General features: G+C 42.5%; 16 protein-coding genes. 12 read left to right on the forward strand and 4 right to left on the reverse strand.

Annotation, left to right across the window (positions count from 1 at the left end; all coding sequences use genetic code 11):
- Window positions 1-11 precede the first annotated feature (11 nt).
- From ELZ47_RS03070 to ELZ47_RS03080, 3 genes are all read right to left on the reverse strand, one after another.
- The gene (locus ELZ47_RS03070) at window positions 12-386 is read right to left on the reverse strand and encodes a hypothetical protein (protein WP_125331136.1); all 375 of its coding nucleotides are present in this window, start codon (window positions 384-386) and stop codon (window positions 12-14) included.
- Between the two features lie 111 nt (window positions 387-497).
- Window positions 498-2,060, reverse strand: coding sequence for a beta-carotene 15,15'-monooxygenase (locus tag ELZ47_RS03075; protein WP_126435234.1), 1,563 nt, complete (start codon window positions 2,058-2,060; stop codon window positions 498-500).
- Entirely contained in the window at window positions 2,057-2,851 is a 795-nt protein-coding gene (locus tag ELZ47_RS03080; RefSeq protein WP_125331138.1) for an ABC transporter ATP-binding protein, read from the reverse strand. Before ELZ47_RS03080 ends, ELZ47_RS03075 begins: the two co-directional genes overlap by 4 nt.
- A 74-nt stretch (window positions 2,852-2,925) precedes the next feature.
- Between ELZ47_RS03080 and ELZ47_RS03085 the strand changes: the two genes are divergently transcribed.
- The 8 genes from ELZ47_RS03085 to ELZ47_RS03120 all read left to right on the forward strand — a co-directional run bounded on the left by ELZ47_RS03085 (window position 2,926) and on the right by ELZ47_RS03120 (window position 9,848).
- Entirely contained in the window at window positions 2,926-4,050 is a 1,125-nt protein-coding gene (locus tag ELZ47_RS03085) for an AI-2E family transporter (protein ID WP_126435235.1), read from the forward strand.
- 151 nt (window positions 4,051-4,201) lie between these two features.
- Complete coding sequence (locus ELZ47_RS03090) at window positions 4,202-5,542, forward strand: hemolysin family protein (RefSeq protein WP_126435236.1); 1,341 nt, start codon at window positions 4,202-4,204, stop codon at window positions 5,540-5,542.
- A gap of 164 nt (window positions 5,543-5,706) precedes the next feature.
- Window positions 5,707-6,315 carry a hypothetical protein gene (locus ELZ47_RS03095; protein ID WP_164549542.1) on the forward strand — a complete coding sequence of 203 codons (609 nt, stop codon included), beginning with the start codon at window positions 5,707-5,709 and terminating at the stop codon, window positions 6,313-6,315.
- A 128-nt stretch (window positions 6,316-6,443) separates the two neighbouring features.
- Entirely contained in the window at window positions 6,444-6,965 is a 522-nt protein-coding gene (locus tag ELZ47_RS03100) for a hypothetical protein (protein ID WP_232011366.1), read from the forward strand.
- A gap of 120 nt (window positions 6,966-7,085) precedes the next feature.
- A complete protein-coding gene (locus ELZ47_RS03105) occupies window positions 7,086-7,694 on the forward strand; it encodes a hypothetical protein (protein ID WP_125331142.1) in 609 nt (202 codons plus the stop codon).
- Window positions 7,685-9,196: a hypothetical protein gene (locus ELZ47_RS03110; RefSeq protein ID WP_125331143.1), complete on the forward strand. Its 1,512-nt coding sequence runs from the start codon at window positions 7,685-7,687 to the stop codon at window positions 9,194-9,196. Before ELZ47_RS03105 ends, ELZ47_RS03110 begins: the two co-directional genes overlap by 10 nt.
- Before the next feature lie 8 nt (window positions 9,197-9,204).
- Window positions 9,205-9,498, forward strand: a complete 294-nt coding sequence (locus tag ELZ47_RS03115) for a hypothetical protein (protein WP_002914579.1) — start codon at window positions 9,205-9,207, stop codon at window positions 9,496-9,498.
- Window positions 9,499-9,506: 8 nt separating this feature from the next.
- Complete coding sequence (locus ELZ47_RS03120; protein WP_232011367.1) at window positions 9,507-9,848, forward strand: hypothetical protein; 342 nt, start codon at window positions 9,507-9,509, stop codon at window positions 9,846-9,848.
- Window positions 9,849-10,262: 414 nt separating this feature from the next.
- Here the strand turns inward: ELZ47_RS03120 and treR are convergent, their stop codons facing one another.
- Complete coding sequence (gene treR / locus ELZ47_RS03125) at window positions 10,263-10,976, reverse strand: trehalose operon repressor (protein WP_164549628.1); 714 nt, start codon at window positions 10,974-10,976, stop codon at window positions 10,263-10,265.
- 188 nt (window positions 10,977-11,164) lie between these two features.
- On the opposite strand from treR, the gene treP reads away from it, so the two are divergent.
- The 4 genes from treP to pflA all read left to right on the forward strand — a co-directional run bounded on the left by treP (window position 11,165) and on the right by pflA (window position 18,358).
- Window positions 11,165-13,162, forward strand: coding sequence for a PTS system trehalose-specific EIIBC component (gene treP, locus ELZ47_RS03130; protein ID WP_125331146.1), 1,998 nt, complete (start codon window positions 11,165-11,167; stop codon window positions 13,160-13,162).
- 71 nt (window positions 13,163-13,233) lie between these two features.
- Window positions 13,234-14,865, forward strand: a complete 1,632-nt coding sequence (gene treC, locus ELZ47_RS03135; RefSeq protein WP_164549543.1) for an alpha,alpha-phosphotrehalase — start codon at window positions 13,234-13,236, stop codon at window positions 14,863-14,865.
- A gap of 187 nt (window positions 14,866-15,052) precedes the next feature.
- Window positions 15,053-17,302, forward strand: a complete 2,250-nt coding sequence (locus tag ELZ47_RS03140) for an endonuclease/exonuclease/phosphatase family protein (protein ID WP_126435237.1) — start codon at window positions 15,053-15,055, stop codon at window positions 17,300-17,302.
- A gap of 246 nt (window positions 17,303-17,548) precedes the next feature.
- Window positions 17,549-18,358, forward strand: a complete 810-nt coding sequence (gene pflA / locus ELZ47_RS03145; RefSeq protein WP_002894645.1) for a pyruvate formate-lyase-activating protein — start codon at window positions 17,549-17,551, stop codon at window positions 18,356-18,358.
- Window positions 18,359-18,472 lie beyond the last annotated feature (114 nt).

Raw genomic sequence — 18,472 nt, forward strand, 5'->3', positions numbered from 1 at the left:
CATTTCACATATTACATCTGAAATGCTGTTATCCAAAAACATATTGCAGCTATAAGTGAAAGAGGAGTCATAACATATTTTTCTTTCTTACTTTTTGAAATCATGTTCATAATCGTATTCAAGGATAGATAAGCGGCAAAGAAGAAACAAATATATTTAGTAATCTTAAAAGAAAACCACAAGGGAAGCAAACCTCCAGCTTGCAAAATAATGATCATGGCAAAAATTTGGATAGCTACTGAAACGACTGCCGCAAGTCTAAATTTCTTAGGTAAGATTTTATGTTGACCACCCATTGTATATTCGCCCAAAGGCAGACCGCAAGCAACAAGAACTGTCATAATTGCTATAACTCCAAATAATACTGCACCTAATATTGAAAACATAAATCGCTATTCTCCCTTCGCAAAATACAAAAAATTTTAATTACAAATTCAACTTTGTTTCACTTAGTATTCCTATAAAATTATAACAAATTCTTATCAAGTGTTCAAGTTTTATAGGTTTTTCTCAAGCTGGTCTGTTGATTTCCCTTTTCCTTTGTTCTTCCACCAATCGCTCAGGTCGACTAAGGATTGAGCGGCGGAAGGGATGAGAAGGAGGACATAGATATAGACATACTGGCTCTTGGTTTCCCAGAAGAAGTGGAAGAGGCCGCCCCCCAAGAGAAAGATGAAGGGATAGAGGTCAAAAGGCGTCAGCTTTTCCTCGGCGACGAAAAATTTATGCAGGATAAAGAAACAGGCGAGCAGATAGATACTGGCTAGCAGGGTCAAGAGCAGGAAATTAACAATCTGATACCCCTTTCTTTCCTCATAAATGCTGCGCAAGACAGTTGGTTTCATGTATTGCTGGCGTTCAATCTGAGGCCCAGTCCAAATAGACTGAAAAGTTGGCTCAGTCCAGGTAGACTTGACCTTTTCGTAGAAGAATTTGAGCGCATAAGTAGGATGCTTGCTGAAGTGAATCAAAATGTCCTTCAAATCTCGAGTGGCCATTTCTGTAGCCAAATTTTCATCGTACTTGTTGCGCTTGAGAATCTTGGTATTGTAGGCATCGTACCAGCCTCCCAAGGTCTGCCGATTAGGATCATCCCGCAGGCCCATAGTGATGTAGGCGATTTTTGGTGTGCCGACACCTATCTTGCCTCCAATCAGCTGCTCATAGTAGGCAGTCAGTCCCTTGTTTGAAAGAACGATGCTGGCTAAAATCAGGATGATGGCTAACGGTTTCTTCCAAGACCATTTATAAAAAATGGACAGGAAGTAGACGCCGATCAGCATAATGGCAAAGATGATGTAGTTGTTGCGCAGGAGGCAGGCCAGGCTGATGCTGGCAGTTCCCAGCAAGGCATAGAGCAGGTTTCCTTTCTGATCCAGCTTGATAAAAGCATAGAGACTGAGCAGACAGAAGAAGAGCCCGGGAATGGTACCATAGACAAAGAGGACGAAAAATAGCTGTGGTAGAAAGAGAAAAGTCAGCACAATCGTGTATTTTTGGATGATTTCTCTGGCATTGAGGAGAGCTGTAATCTTGTAAATCAAGAAATGACTGAGTAAAGTCCAGCCGACATTCATGCTAAAAGCAAACTGAGTCGTTGGAGAAATAAAAGCATAAAGTCGCTCCAGAGTCATCAGTCCTAACTGATGGGGATTGCGATACATGTAGCTTCCGACGGTCGTCAGTGAGCTGTAATCTCCTTGGTTAAAGGCTAGCGCTGCATTGAAAACGTGCTTGGCGTCAGCTCGGATGCGGCCATCGTAGGCCGTTATCAGAAAAATCGCTACTGCTATAAAGAGGAAGGACAAAATCCAAAAAAGGTGCTTGGTCTGAACCTTTTCCAATAGGGGCCGGATTAAAAAGAGGCTGAGGAGAAAGAGCAGGAGGATAGGGTAGAAATACCAAGGATTACTGACGAATTGGACACCCTCAGCAATCCTCAAAGGTATGTAAGTATGGGATAGCAGAATCTGCCCAGACAGGAAAAGCAAGGCAATGGCAGTCATGGTCAGAATCAGGAAGTAGCCCAGGTTGAAGATGGTATTAGAAAATTGCTTCATGAGGACCTGACCTCCACCTTGACGAAATAGCGGTCTTCTCCTAGCTCAATCAGCTCGACTGGTTGGGGATAGAAGCGATCCATGACCACTTTTTGAAGTATGTCTTCTTTAGGACCTTGGGCTATGATTTCGCCTTCTTTCAGGAGCAGGACATGATCCATAGCAGCAGTGATTTCCTCTACATGGTGGGTGACATAGAGGATGGTTGGAGCCTGGTCCATCTGTGTAATCTTACCAATCTGATCCAGCAGGCGCTCGCGGGCAAAGAGATCCAGACCACTGGTCGCTTCGTCTAAGATAAGCAGTTCTGGCTTTTCCATGATACTGCGCGCAATCAGCAAGAGCTGTTTTTCCCCTTGAGACAGACTGGCGTAGCTTCGGCCAATCAATTCTTGCCCGCCAATGGAAGCCAGCATTTCCCAAGCTTGGTTCAGCTCAGTTTGCCCGTAAGGAGCATAGAGAATACTGCTTTTATACTTGCCTGTCAGAACGATTTCTTCGGCAGTGAGATGGCTGGGCAGACGCTCAGCAATGAAGGAGCCGACTACTCCAATCTTAGTTCGCAGCTGAGGAATGTCGCCGGCACCAAATTCAGTACCGAGAACTGTTACCTTGCCCTGGGTCTTCCAATGTTCAGCCATGAGCAGGCGCAGGAGAGTAGACTTTCCAGAACCGTTGAGACCGAGGATGGCCCAATGCTCCCCCTTTTTCACCTGCCAGTTGAGATCTTTTAAGATGGTTCGGCCTTGTTTAGCTAAGCTTACATTTTCCAGTTTGATAATCTTTTCCATTTTTACTCTTTCTTTCGTTAAATCTCCTTTATTATAACAAAATTTATGGTAAAATAACTGATAGGAGGAGTCAAATGTTTCATAAAAGTAAGCTGATGTTTTGGACCAGTGAGGTCCTTTTGCTAACGATTATTTTCTTTATCTGGCGTCAGATGGGGGATATGATAACCCCGATTGTTAGCGTTGTGAATACCATCTTGATTCCCTTTCTTGTGGGAGGATTTCTTTACTATATTACGAATCCGCTGGTGAAATTTCTCCAGGACAAGCTCAAAATCAACCGAATGATTGGAATTCTGATGACGCTCAGCCTTCTGTTTGGCTTGATCGCTTTGGGCGTTATTTACCTCTTGCCGATTTTGATTAATCAGCTGAGCAGCTTGATTAATTCAACGCAAGGCCTTTATTGGGAAATTCAAAGTTTTGTCAATCAATTATCTAAAAATCCGCTCTTTCGAAATCTGAATATCCAATCCACCATCCAGCAGCTCAACCTGTCTTATGTGGACATTCTGCAAAATATCCTTAACAGTGTGACCAACAGTCTGGGCAGCGTCCTGTCAGCAGTTGTCAATACGCTGATGATTTTAATTATGACACCGATTTTCTTGGTTTATTTCCTCATGGACGGCCATAAGCTTTTGCCCATGCTGGAGCGGACAGTCCTCAAGCGCGATAAGCTCAATATCTCAAGCTTGTTGACCAATCTCAATGCTACTGTTGCCCGTTATATAAGTGGAATTTCAATTGATGCCCTGATTATCGGTGCTCTGGCCTATATTGGCTATAGCGTCATTGGGCTCAAGTACGCTTTGGTCTTTGCTATTTTTTCAAGTCTGGCTAATCTAATCCCCTATGTAGGACCGAGTATCGGCTTGATTCCTATGGTCATTACTTATGCCTTTACCGATCCTCAGAAGATGGTAGCGGCCTTGATTTACATGCTTATTATCCAGCAGGTAGATGGCAATATCCTCTATCCCCGTATCGTTGGTGGTGTGATGAAGGTTCATCCTATTACCATCATGGTGCTCTTACTCTTATCCAGCAATATCTATGGCGTGCTAGGGATGATTGTGGCAATCCCGACCTATTCTATCCTCAAGGAAATCGCTAAGTTCTTGGCTAACCTCTATGACAATCACAAGGAAGCCCAGCAGCAGAAGAAGAACGAAGAGTTTGGGATTATTAATAAATAAGGATGAGTTTCGGAATTGATTAATTCCAGAGTCTCGATACCAGAAAATAAGACGGAAGGAAGACCTTCCGTCTTATTTTCATTTCCTGTGCACTAAATTTAAAAATATGATATAATCAGATTTACCTATACTTTTCGAGGAGAAAGAATCAATGGAAGACCCTGGCAGTCAGAATATGTTATGGCAAGCCTTACTACTGTTTATATTGACTTTGTTAAATGCCTTTTTCTCAGCAGCTGAGATGGCAATGGTATCGCTAAATCGAGCGCGTGTGGAGCAAAAGGCTGAAGAGGGCGACCTCAAGTATATCCGGCTCTTAGCTGTCTTAGAAAGCCCCAATAACTTCTTATCAACTATTCAGGTTGGGATTACTGTTATCAATATCCTGTCTGGGGCTAGCTTTGCGCATAATCTGGGAAAACTTTTCTCTTCTTGGATGGGAAATTCCGAGACTGCACGTGCTATCGGAACTTTCTTGGCCCTGATTTTGCTAACGTATATTTCCATTGTTTTGGGGGAGCTTTATCCGAAGCGCATTGCCATGAACCTGAAAGATAATCTAGCTGTGCGTACTGCACCGGTCATTATCTTTCTTGGCAAGATTGTCAGCCCCTTCGTCTGGTTGCTGTCAGCATCAACCAACCTGCTGAGTCGAATAACGCCGATGAAGTTTGATGATGCTGACGAAAAGATGACCCGGGACGAGATTGAGTATATGCTGACCAAGAGCGAAGAGACCTTGGATGCAGATGAGATTGAGATGCTGCAGGGGATTTTCTCTCTGGATGAGCTGATGGCTCGAGAACTGATGGTGCCGCGGACGGATGCTTTTATGGTGGACATTCAGGACGATACCAAGGAAATCATCGAAAGCATTCTCAAACAGAGCTTCTCGCGGATTCCTGTCTATGATGGGGATAAGGACAATGTCATCGGTCTGATTCATACCAAGCGACTGCTCAATGAAGGGTTCATCAATGGTTTTGACAATATCGTTCTGCGTAAGATTCTGCAGGAGCCGCTCTTTGTACCGGAAACCATGTTTGTCGATGATTTGCTCAAGGAGCTGCGCAACACGCAAAATCAAATGGCGATTCTCTTGGATGAGTATGGCGGAATGGCTGGTCTGGTTACACTGGAAGACCTCTTGGAGGAGATTGTCGGTGAGATAGACGATGAGACTGACAAGGCTGAAATCGAAGTCCATGAAATCGGTGAGAACACCTACATCGTCTTAGGAACCATGACTCTCAATGACTTTAATGAATACTTTGAAGTCGAAATCGAAAGTGACGATGTGGATACGATAGCAGGTTATTATTTGACTTGTGTAGGGACTATTCCAGATCCGAAGGAACGCATTAGCTACGAAGTCGAAAGTCAGAATAAGCAGCTCATTTTGACCAATGATAAGGTTAAAAATGGCCGTGTCACGAAGGTTAAGGTTAAAATTTCGGAACAAGTGGAAATAGATGAGGAAGCTAATAAATAGTTGACTCCTTGTAAAACAAACAGGCTTTCTTATAAAGAAGGTCTGTTTTTGGTTGCCGTAATAAGGCAGTTTGTTTCATTGAGTTAGAGATGATTCAATAGTAAAATTGCGGAAAAGGTTCTAGTTTTATGGTAAACTACATATAGAAAGACATGGTATTTTGTATGATGAAACGCGTGAAATCTATTCTTTTATCACTGATTTGCCTTTCTGTGCTTGTAATAGGAGGTAAATTTTATATGGATCGAATGAAAGTGGATAATCTCTACCGGCATGGTTTTCAGCTCTATGAAGAACAAATCGCGACCTACCTAAAAGAACATTACAGCGGTATCAGTAAAATCGAATTTTCTCCTATTTTTAAAAGTGGAGGAGGAGGAGAAGGTTTTGTAAATGCTCGTATAGTTCCAGTAGTTTATGATAATTATGGTAATAAAGTATATTTGCGCAATGATGGCGTTTTAAAGATGGGTGTGGCAGATTATGAAATGACAGCTGGAATTGATTTGGATTTTAATGTCAATGATGGTTCAGAAATAATTTATTTACATAATAAGAAGAATGAATCTGTTAGTGTGGAAGGTTACCAGCATTTGCCAGATGGATTAAATTTGAATAAGGATGAAATTACTGATGAAAAGATGGATGCTTTTTCTCGTGAAGGGTATCTAAAAGGTGTAGAAAAAAATAGCTTAGGTAGTCCCAAAGCTGAGATTGTCTATAATTTAGAAATTAGACGTGTACAGGGGAGGGAGTTTTATGAATGGAAGTAACCCACCAATTTGGTAAGTTGGACTAGAAAGAAAAGGAGGTTTGTATGACTATACGAGTAAAATCTATTCTTTTATCTCTGTTTTGAGTTTTTGTACTTGTAATAGGAGGTAAATTTTATATAGACAGAATGAAAGTGGACAACCTCTACCGGCATGGTTTTCAGCTCTATGAAGAGCAAATCGCAACCTACCTAAAAGAGCATTACAACGGTATCAGTAAAATCGAATTTTCTCCGATTTTTATTAGTGGAGGAAAGGGAGAAAGCTTTGTTCATTCTCGGGTTATACCTGTGATTTATGATAATTATGGCAATAAAGCCTATCTTCAAAATGGCAGACCTCTAGATATTGGAGTACCTCGTTATGGAACATTTTCCGGTCTTGAATTAGATTTTGCGTACGGTGGTTCCGAGTTTATTCATTTGTTAAATGATGATAAAGAATATATACAAGCTGATCAGTATCAGCACCTGCCTCCAGAATTAAAGTTAAAGAAGGATGATATCATGGATGAAGTTATGACGGCCTATGTGAATGAAGGACTTCTAAAGGGAGTAGAAAAAAATAGTCAAGGCAGTCCCAAAGCTGAGATTGTCTATAATTTGGAAATTAGACGAATACAGGGAAGAGAGACTTTCGAATGGCAGTAACGCACTAATTTATTTAGGAAAAGATACATACGAAGAATTTTCCATATGATTAATTGAGTTCTTGTCATTTGTTCATCTCTTTTTGTGGTAAAATTAATATATAAAGAAAAGGAGGTTTATATGTCTAAACGAACAAAATCTATTCTTTTATCTTTGCTTTGCATTTTCGTACTTGTAATAGGAGGTAAGTTTTATATGGATCGAATGAAAGTGGATAATCTCTACCGGCACGGTTTTCAGCTTTATGAGGAACAAATCGCGACTTATCTAAAGGAGCATTATAGCGGTATCAGTAAAATCGAATTTTCTCCCATTTTTATTACTGGTGGAAAGGGAGAAAGTTTTTTACAAGGCCGTGTAGTTCCAGTAGTTTATGATAGTTATGGAAATAAAGTCTATCTCAGAAATGATGGTTTTGTTGAGAAGGTTCTTGTGGATTATAAGATGGTATTTGGGACTGATTTGGCTTTTAATGTTAATGATGGCTCGGAAATTATTAATCTAAGAGATGATAAAAGAAGACACAATAGTGTTATTTGGGGGCAACCTCTACCTGAAAATTTGAAATGGGTAGACCACGAGACAACAGATGAATCGATGGAAGCTTTTTCTCATGAGGGATATCTTAAAGGTGTAGAAAAGAATGACCAAGGTAGTCCCAAAGTTGAGATTAGTTATAATTTAGAAATTCAACGAATTGATGAAAGAGACTTGGATAAATGGAAGTAACACATAGGGATATTCAGATTCTTCAAGAAGATACTAAATATTATGCTACACACCCATCAAAGACGTTTATTGAGAATCCTGATACAGGCCAACAATTTCAAATCATTGACCGAGTGGAGGGGGTAACTCAGGCTATTGCAGTAGCTCCCTTGGATGCTAATGGGGAGCCCATTGTTTCCCAGACCATTGTGACAGTCGCAGGAACCCAGCCAGTTTTTGCCAACCTTATCAGTTCAGACCATTGGGCATCAACCAGCAATGCATTCGGGGGTGCTTATGGGGATGGAATGACAGCTCAGCATGAGGATATTGAAGCTTTTTATCAGCGTGTCCAGAAGATTACAGAAGTAGGTGACAAGAAGCTAAACCAGCCAGTCAGGATTTATGCCATGAGTGGTTTTAGTCAGTCAGCGACTCCAGTTGTCAAGGTAGCAGCGGACCATAATGTCCCTATGGTCGTCAATTATACAGACTGGGGTGCTCAGGCTGCTCTTGATAAGGGGAACTTTACTTCCAGTGATTTAGCCTATATCAATCGACATGTCACCACCTATGATGCTAATACGAAAGATACTACGATAATGGATAGCAATGGTGGACGGATTCCATATGCTAATATTATTTCACGTGAAGGAACGCAAGGACTGCATTCGCCTGCAGAAGATCACAACCCTGCGGCATTCTATATTATTGGCAATAAACTGGATACAGATAAGTATGCTAAGAGGGGTGAGTTTGTATCAGGGATGACTCCAAATCAGGTGCGTGCAGCTGCCAAAATCAAAGCTGAGCGAACACCTATCTGGGACAAACACGATGAAGCTTACTTCATTCGCGAATACTATGAAAAGTTTCCGCCCAAGATTGGCAATATGCTGGATTTAGACTGGTATGCAAAAAAAGGTGAATTCTTTGTTGGTATGACGGAGAAGCAGGTACGCAAAGCAGCTAAAATTAAAGCCGAACAGTCACCTTTCTGGGACAAACACGATGAAGAATACTATGTTAAAGAGTATAAAAAGATATACGGTGAGTTTATATCTGAGGCTAGATATAAGCGTTTATTGACTATTAATCGTGCGATTGAAACAATTTCTACGGCTCAGTCTGGTTTTTCAAGCGTTAGTGGGAGCCAGTTGATTTATCTACGAAAAGATCTTGTGACTGCAGTTGCGGATTTAGCTGAACAGCAAGGAGCAGACTTTGAAGAGTTAATCAAGCAAAAATTGAGCGAATATAAGCAAAATATTGAAAACATGGTGACATCACTCCGATTGGTAGCTTATGGTAGCAGAATCTATTTATCGGATGACGAGTTGGAATCGCTCTTGTCTCAATTTACATTGGAGACTTGTTGGGATAGTGGGGTTGAAGAAGCAACGCTAAGTGAGGCGGCTTCTTACAAACAGAAATTGGATATTTTTGGTTCTAATATACGCCAAGCAGCTGATAGACTCGAAGAAGTGGATCGTCAAGGAAGTATACAGTTTAGTAGCAAGTAGGAGGAACTATGGTAAATCTCAGAAGAATAGAATTAACAGCGAATAATAATCTTGTTGAACTAATGAAGGCTCAAGAACGGGAGATGATCGATGCTCTGATTCAATCGGAGAAATCTAAGGTTACAGCGCAGTCTAGTCTTTTAGCTGCTTGGTTGGCTGAGCAAAAGCTACAGATGTCTGATTTTGCTACTGCTACTCTCAATAACAGTCTAAAGGGTGGATTTTCTGGGAATGCTGCGACAGCTGCGACAAATTATCTAACAAATATCCCACAACCAAATCTGCAAAACCCTATTAAATGAGGTCTGCTATGGAACAGATATTCAGGCTAGAAGAGAAATATAAGCAAGAATTAAAGAAAATAGAGCAAGTTGAAGAAGTACTGGATTCTATGAGATTAGACGCTCGGAGAAAGACGGATTTATTGAGTGAACAATTGCTTTACTATTCTAGAAATCATTTAACTGATGAGATATATCGAGCAGTTAGTAAGATGAATGACAATATGGAACAATTTGATTTGTCTTTCAGAAAATTTTTTGACGCACTTAGTGAAGAGAGGGAAGAAATAACCGCTAAATATCGGAAAGACTTAGAACGATTGGAGGATGAATATTATAAAAGAAGGAAAGCTGAGAATTCTCAAGTATAGACTGTAAAAATGCCATATATCAATGCAGTATAAAAAAGTGATATTTAATGTCAGCCTTTTAAGTTTCCTTCAAGTTTTTTATAAGTCTGTCTTAAGTTTCTGGGATTATACTAATACCATCAAAATAGAAATGAGGACAGTCCAATGACATCTAAAGTTACCCTATATGATAAGCAAGTATTGACATTCTCTCAGGCGCAAAAGTAGGAAAGGAAGTAATAAGAATCAGTAACGTTTAAAAAGCAGCAGAAGCCCTTAACTAATTTTTTCATATAAATCTCCTAAAACAAGTATAAAGAAATTTTGAGGCTCTTTGTCGCTCCAAAACAAGGCAGCCTTAGACTACTCATAAAAGAAACCACCTCTGCCAGCTGGAAGGCAGAGGTGGTTTTGTGGTCTAGATGGGACTCAAGGTTATTCTTTCTGGCGCTTAGCAAAATCCACAAAGCGAAATTTGTCGAGCTTGTGCCGGCTCTCTGTATATTGAAACTGGCGGCCGTCTGCCAGATAGACCTGAGACTTGACAGAGACGACCTGCTGGTCCTTGCCTAGGTCCATGAGGATCTTGTCTCGGTCATTGGCGTGGTCGATGGTAAATTCCTTTTTGGCATAGGCGATGTTGAGCTTTAAGTCATTTTCCAAATAGGCATAAATGGACTGCTCACCGATTTCCCTTGTCAAGTCAGGGACGATGTCCTTGTCTAAATAGTCAATATCTAAGACAGAGGCGATTTGGTCTACAACGCGCTGACGGACGATTCGCCAAACCAGTCGGTAGGGAGGGAAGCCAGTGATGTCGGATAGTTTCTGATCTACGGTAATCTTTTCCAAGCTGACAACATTGGTTTTGGACTGCATATTATTCTGCTTGACTACTTCTTGATAGCTGGTCAGTTTAGACACAGGAAAGTCAAACTGTTCATGCTTGATGACTTTGGAACCCTGTCCGCGGACTTTTTCAATCAATCCTTCTTCCTGCAGCAGCGCCAGAGCCTTGCGGACTGTATCGCGGCTAACCTGGTAGTCTTCTGTCAGCTGATGTTCGCTGGGCAAGAAGTCTCCGACTGCATAACGTTCCTCTAAAATATCTTTCTCAATCTGTTTGAACAATTGTTTGTATTTCTTCATCATAAACTCCACTTGTTTTCTTTTTTGCATACAACCTAGAAAATTTTATCAAAAATGAGGGCTTTTTTCAACAAACAACTTGCCTACATCTTTGAAATCGATTACAATAATTTGTAGGAGTGTGTTGAAAAACCGACTCGTAAAAAAATATAAGGAGAGTGCTGGATTCTCATTCAGCCAGTAGTCAAATGGGAAAATTTGAGAAGGAAGCCAAAGATCTGCTAGATGCAATCGGCGGCAAAGAGAATGTCACAGCAGTTAGCCACTGCGCAACGCGGATGCGCTTTGTACTTGGCGACGGTAAAAAGGCCAATGTCAAGGCTATTGAGGCAATCCCAGTGGTCAAGGGAACTTTCACAAATGCAGGGCAATTCCAAGTTATCATTGGAAATGATGTGCCAATCTTTTACAATGACTTCACTGCTGTTTCAGGTATTGAGGGGGTATCAAAAGAAGCAGCAAAGTCTGCTGCTAAGAGCAACCAAAATCCCCTTCAGCGGGTTATGGCCACTCTGGCAGAAATTTTCACACCGATTATTCCAGCTTTGATTGTCGGAGGGTTAATCCTTGGCTTCCGCAATGTCCTTGAGGCCGTGCATTGGTCTATGTTGGATGGGAAAACAATCACAGAGGTATCCAAATTCTGGTCTGGAATAAACCATTTCTTGTGGCTTCCGGGAGAAGCAATTTTCCAATTCCTGCCAGTTGGAATCACTTGGTCTGTTTCTCGTAAAATGGGAACTAGCCAAATTCTTGGGATTGTCTTGGGAATCTGTTTGGTGTCACCACAATTGCTCAATGCTTATTCAGTAGCATCGACACCAGCAGCTGAAATCGCTAAGGACTGGGTTTGGGATTTCGGTTTCTTCACTGTCAATCGTGTTGGTTATCAAGCTCAGGTTATTCCAGCCCTTTTAGCAGGTTTATCTCTATCTTATCTGGAAATCTTTTGGCGTAAACATATTCCGGAAGTAGTGTCTATGATTTTTGTGCCATTCTTATCATTGATTCCAGCTCTGATTCTGGCTCATACTGTCTTGGGTCCTATCGGTTGGACAATCGGTCAGGGGCTTTCAACAGTTGTACTTGCAGGTTTAACTGGTCCAGTTAAATGGCTCTTTGGCGCAGTATTTGGTGCCCTTTATGCTCCATTTGTTATCACAGGTCTTCACCATATGACCAATGCCATTGATACTCAGTTGGTTGCTGATGCCGGTGGTACTGGTCTTTGGCCAATGATTGCTCTGTCCAATATCGCTCAAGGTTCAGCTGTATTTGCTTATTACCTTATGAAACGCCATGATGAGCGGGAAGCGCAAATTTCCCTGCCTGCTACCATTTCAGCTTACCTTGGTGTTACTGAGCCTGCTCTCTTCGGGGTCAATGTCAAGTACGTTTATCCATTTGTTGCGGGAATGATTGGTTCGTCTATTGCGGGTCTGCTTTCTGTAACCTTTAATATAACGGCAAATGCTATTGGTATTGGTGGTTTACCAGGTATCCTTTCTATCCAAGCAAAATATATGATTCCATTTGCAGGAGTTATGCTTGTAGCAATTCTTGTACCAATGTTCCTGACTTTCTTTTTCCACAAGATAGGCTTCTTAACGAAGACAGAGGAAGATCCAGAATTGCAGGCAGAATTTGCAGCTCAGGAAGAGGCAGAATTTGCTGGGACTTCCAAAGCCGAGTCATCTCCAGAGGTGCAAGCAGCTGATTCATTGACTCCTGTAACAATCACCAGTCCGCTGGCTGGAGAAGTCAAAGAATTGAGTCAGGCAACGGATCCTGTCTTTGCACAAGGTTTGATGGGGCGCGGAGTTGTCATTGTTCCTAGCCAAGGTGAGTTGGTTTCACCAGTCAATGGTAGAGTAACAGTCTTCTTCCCAACCAAGCATGCAATTGGCATCTTGTCAGATGAAGGGGTTGAAATCCTGATGCATATCGGAATGGACACTGTCAATCTGGAAGGCAAAGGCTTTGAAGGTTATGTGTCTCAGGGAGATAAGGTCAAGGTTGGCGACAAGCTCATTTCCTTTGATATAGACATGATCAAGAAAGCGGGCTATGTAACGGAAACACCCGTCATCATTACAAACTCAGACAGTTATCAGGTGGAGGAGCTTGAACAACTTCCTCGGGCAGTTGAGCGAGGTAGTCAGTTGATGAACGCTAAGCCACTATAAAGAAAAATGAAATGACAATAGAAAGGGACGGTGCTTTAAAACCTGTCCCTTTTCTCAAAAAAGGAGAAAATATGACACTTGATAAAACAAAGGTTGTTTACCAGATTTATCCAAAATCTTTTAAAGACACGACTGGTAACGGTTTAGGAGATTTTCGCGGGATTATTGAAAAACTTCCCTATCTGAAAGAGTTGGGAGTGGACATGATCTGGCTCAATCCATTCTATCCGAGTCCACAGAGGGATAATGGTTACGATATTTCTGATTACACTGCGGTAGACCCTATCTTTGGAGATATGGCAGATTTTGAAGAGATGGTAAGGGTTGGTCAGCAGCATGGTATTGACTTTATGCTGGATATGGTTCTCAATCATTGCTCGATTGAGCATGAGTGGTTCCAAAAGGCGCTGGCTGGGGATTCCTACTATCAGGACTTCTTTATCCTGCGGGATGAGCCAACGGACTGGCTGTCCAAGTTTGGCGGCAGTGCCTGGGCGCCATTTGGTGATACGGGCAAATATTATCTGCATCTCTATGATGTGACTCAAGCTGATCTTAACTGGCGCAACCCCAATGTTCGTCAAGAGCTCTTCAAGGTGGTGAATTTTTGGCGAGATAAAGGAGTCAAGGGCTTCCGCTTTGATGTCATCAATGTCATCGGAAAAGATGAGGTGCTGACGGACTGTCCAGAGCAGGAGGGCAAGCCAGCCTATACCGATAAGCCTATCGTCCATGACTATCTGCGTATGATGAACGAAGCAACCTTTGGTCAGGACGATTCCGTTATGACGGTTGGCGAAATGAGTGCTACGACGATTGAAAACTGTATCCTTTACACCGCACCAGACCGGCAGGAGCTATCCATGGCTTTTAATTTCCATCATCTCAAGGTGGACTATGAAGCTGGACAGAAGTGGACGCTTAAGGCCTTTGACTTTGAAGAGTTAAAACGCCTCTTCCATACTTGGGGCAAGGAAATGAGTAATCATGAAGGATGGTCGGCCCTTTTCTGGAACAACCATGATCAGCCGCGAGCTCTCAACCGCTTTGTTGATGTAGAAAATTTCCGCAATGAAGGGGCGACTATGTTGGCAGCCAGTATTCATCTGTCGCGCGGGACGCCTTATATCTACATGGGTGAGGAGATTGGCATGGTGGATCCTGACTATGAATCCATGGAAGATTATGTGGATGTTGAGTCTCTCAATGCTTACCAGAGTTTGCTTGCTGAAGGTCAATCGCCAGAGGCAGCCTTCAGGATTATCAAGGCTAAATCTCGTGATAATTCTCGGACGCCTATGCAGTGGGATGATTCAGTCAATGCAGGTTTTACAACAGGAACTCCATGGCTGAAGGTGGGCAAATCCTATCCTCTTATCAATGTGGAAAATGAAATCAAGGGACCGATCTTTACCTTTTATCAGAAATTGATTGCCTTGCGTAAGGAACTACCTATCATCGCAGAGGGCAGTTATCAGCCAGCCTATGAGGATAGTCCTCAGGTCTATGCCTTTGAGCGGGAGTGGCAAGGACAAAAACTTTTAGTCCTTAACAACTTCTATGCTGATCCGATTACTGTGGACATCCTGCCGGATTATCAAAATGGTCAGGTTCTCCTGTCCAATTACGGCAAGAATCAGGTTGACCATGTGATGACCCTGCAGCCATACGAAACCTTGGCTATCTTAGTAGGAGAAAACTAAAGTCTCGAAAGAATCTGGGAAAAATTCCAGATTCTTTTTCATGTGTTGGGCCAGCCTAGACAAGTATTTCTCTGAAGAGAGAGAAACTAATACAGAATTTTAAGAAAGCCTTTGCAAAATTTGATTCTTTTCTTTATAATAAAAATTAAATAGGATAATATACATTTATACAGAAAAGGAGAAGTTCATGAAAAAACAAGTTTCTTACAAGCAGCTCTTTCCCACAGTGGTCTTGCTAGCTGCTTTTCTGTCCCTGCTTTTTTCTGTCCGACCGGTCGGAGCAGAAGAAGCAGTAAGTTCGTCGACTTCAGATGCGGCAGCTCTTACAGAGAATCCAACTGTAAGCGATGAGCCGGTTGCCAGTCAAGCGGAGAGTCCATCTGCAGAATCGGGAGAGTCAAGGCCAGCTTCTACAGAGACAGTGGAAAAGGCAGACCAAGCCCCTGCTGCAGCACAAGCTGCGACTAGCGGACCAGAGGTTGTGCCCAATGTGGGAACCATTCAGGGAGAATCACAAGCCTCTCCCTATGAGGACAAGGAAGTTCGAGTTTCCAATGTAGTTGTGACAAAAACAGACCGCTATGGTTTTTATGTTCAAGACGTGAGTCCTGATGGAAACAGCAGGACTTCTGATGCTCTTTATGTTGTTTCTAAAGAAAAAGTCGATGTTGGAGACAAACTTAGTCTTGAAGGTCGCGTCAAAGAAGGTTATATGGAAGAGCTCAGCGTTCGCCAAGGGCAACCCTTTACCAAGCCCAGTGGTAGTTTGACAGTCACCATGCTTGTCGCTTCCAAGGTGACCAAGGAAGGGAAAGCTGACTTACCTGCTCCAGTAGACATCGTGGCTAATATGCCTCAGGATACGGTCGATAACGATATTAATGACTATCAGCCTCAAAGTGAAGCTTTGGACTACTGGGAAAGTTTGGAAGGAATGTTGACGACGGTGAAGATGCCCCGCGTTTTAGGTCCGCAGTACCGTGGAGACATTTATGTCTTACCTGAAGGCTACCAAGCCCAACCATTAAACAATATCGGAGGCCTCAATCTTCGTCCAAACGCCCAAAACACAGCAACCATTCCAGTCTATGTTGGCAATAAATTCATTGCCAAGGCCAAGGATTATTTCAATGGTGATGTGGTCGGAGTCGTGACCTATCGTGGGAAGATTTACAAGTTGGAGCCGACTCAGCTGCCTGATTTGGTGGACGGTGGCTTGCAGAGACAGGTCTCTCCTATCTATCCAAGCGAGGACAAACTGACTATTGCTTCCTACAATATCGAGAATTTTTCTGCTAATGCTAAAAAAGGTGAAACACCTGAGGAAAAAGTGACTAGAATCGCCAATTCCTTTATCAATGAAATCCATAGTCCAGATATCATCACGCTCATCGAGGTTCAAGATGAGAATGGCAGCGTTAATGACGGAACGACCAGCGGTGTCAAAAGCGGTGAGAAACTAGCGGCCCGCATCAAAGAATTGGGCGGAAAAACTTACAAGTACACCGAAGTTGCCCCACTTGACGGTCAAGATGGCGGTAAGCCCGGCTCTAATATCCGCGTGGCCTTTCTCTACGATCCAAATCGGGTGAAGTTAGTTGAAAGAGAAGCTGGTACGAGTGACGAAGCTGCTAGCTTCTCCGGTGGCCATTTGGTTAAGAATCCTGCCCGGATTGCTCCAACAAATCCAGCCTTTACTAAGGTTCGTAAATCCTTGGCAGCTGAGTTTGAATTTAAGGGACAGCATATCGTTGTTATCGCCAATCATTTGAAGTCCAAGATTGGGGATGATGCTGTTTATGGCTCCGCTCAACCAGCAGTTCAGCATACGCAGGCTGCTCGGATAGAGCAGGCTAAAATTTTAAATAGCTTTGTTCAGGAAGGACTGAGACAAAATCCTAACCTTAAGTTTGTGCTGACTGGTGATTTCAATGACTTTGAATTTTCCGAAACGGCTAAAGCATTGGCGGGTAATGAACTGATTAATCTCATGCAGGAGCATGATGCGGCTGACCGTTATTCCTACTTCTACCGCGGCAGCAACCAAAGTTTGGACAACATTTTCATTTCGAAGAACCTGGCAGGCAAGGCAGTCTTTGCCCCTGTCCATATCAATGCCTCTTTCATGGAGGAACATGGCAGAGCTTCAGACCATGATCCAGTAGTGGTGCAGCTGGACTTTTCTAAGGATGTTGCAGCTTCAACATCTGACAGCTCCCAGCCGTCTCAATCAACTGGACAATCTTCTGTAGCATCAGAACAAGGAGCTCCGTCTCAGACCAATCCCCCATCGTCCAATCAAACTGGACAAGGTCAGACAGCTAGCAGCAAGAAGAAGGGACTCCCGCAGACCGGCCAAAATAGCAGTAGCTGGGCAGTCTTGGGATTGGCCCTGTTGATGTTTGCTTTTACTCTCAAAAAGAGAAGCAGAAATTAACTAAAATCAATTTAAAAAGTGAAATCAGGGTGGACTAAAGAACCTACCCTGATTTTTTATTTGCCAGCATCTAAGAGCAAGTCTGTTCCCGCTTTCGCCCTAAAATTTCATCTGTTGTAAAACACTGAAAATGAAACTGAAAAACAGTTTGTTTTCTAAAAAATAGGCAAATTAAGTCTATTTTTGCTTTAATCATGTTATAATGTAGTTAGTTATAAAACGTTTTCAGAGTTAAGAGGTTGCGCTATGGTTGAAGAGAAAATTGAAGAAGCAGTTGATTATGGAAAGGTAACGGGCATGGTCCACTCCACCGAAAGTTTTGGAGCTGTTGATGGACCGGGTATCCGTTTTATTGTTTTTTTGCAGGGTTGCCACATGCGCTGCCAGTATTGCCATAATCCGGACACATGGGAGATGGAGACCAACAAATCTCAGCTGCGGACCGTGGACGATGTCTTGCAAGAAGCTCTCCGTTATAAGGGCTTCTGGGGCAATAAAGGCGGCATCACCGTCAGCGGAGGAGAAGCCTTGCTGCAGATTGATTTTCTGATCGCCTTCTTTACCAAGGCTAAAGAGCTGGGCATCCACTGTACTTTGGATACCTGTGCCCTGCCATTCAGAAATACGCCTCGCTATCTGAAAAAATTTGACAAACTCATGGCAGTTACCGACCTTGTCCTGCTAGATATCAAGGAAATTAACGAAGAACAGCACAAAATCGTGACCAGCCAAACCAACAAGAATATCTTGGCCTGTGCCAAGTACTTGTCTGATATTGGAAAACCAGTCTGGATCCGCCATGTCTTGGTGCCAGGATTGACCGACCGTGATGATGACCTGATTGAGCTGGGTAAGTTTGTTAAGACACTGAAGAATGTTGATAAGTTTGAAATTCTACCTTACCATACCATGGGAGAATTCAAATGGCGGGAGCTAGGCATCCCTTACAAGCTGGAAGGTGTTAAGCCTCCAACAGCTGATCGAGTTAAGAATGCCAAGGAACTTATGCAGACTGAATCCTATACAGAGTATATGAATCGGGTGCATAATAGCTAATCTATTATGAGTATGGATAAATGGGCTGGTGGGCTGACCAGTCCATTTTTCTTAAGAAAATGCCCTTCTGCTTTTGTGAAATGCCTGTAATTGTGGTAAAATAAATGCAATAAG

Source organism: Streptococcus sanguinis (assembly GCF_900635155.1).
GTDB classification, from domain to species: domain Bacteria; phylum Bacillota; class Bacilli; order Lactobacillales; family Streptococcaceae; genus Streptococcus; species Streptococcus sanguinis_G.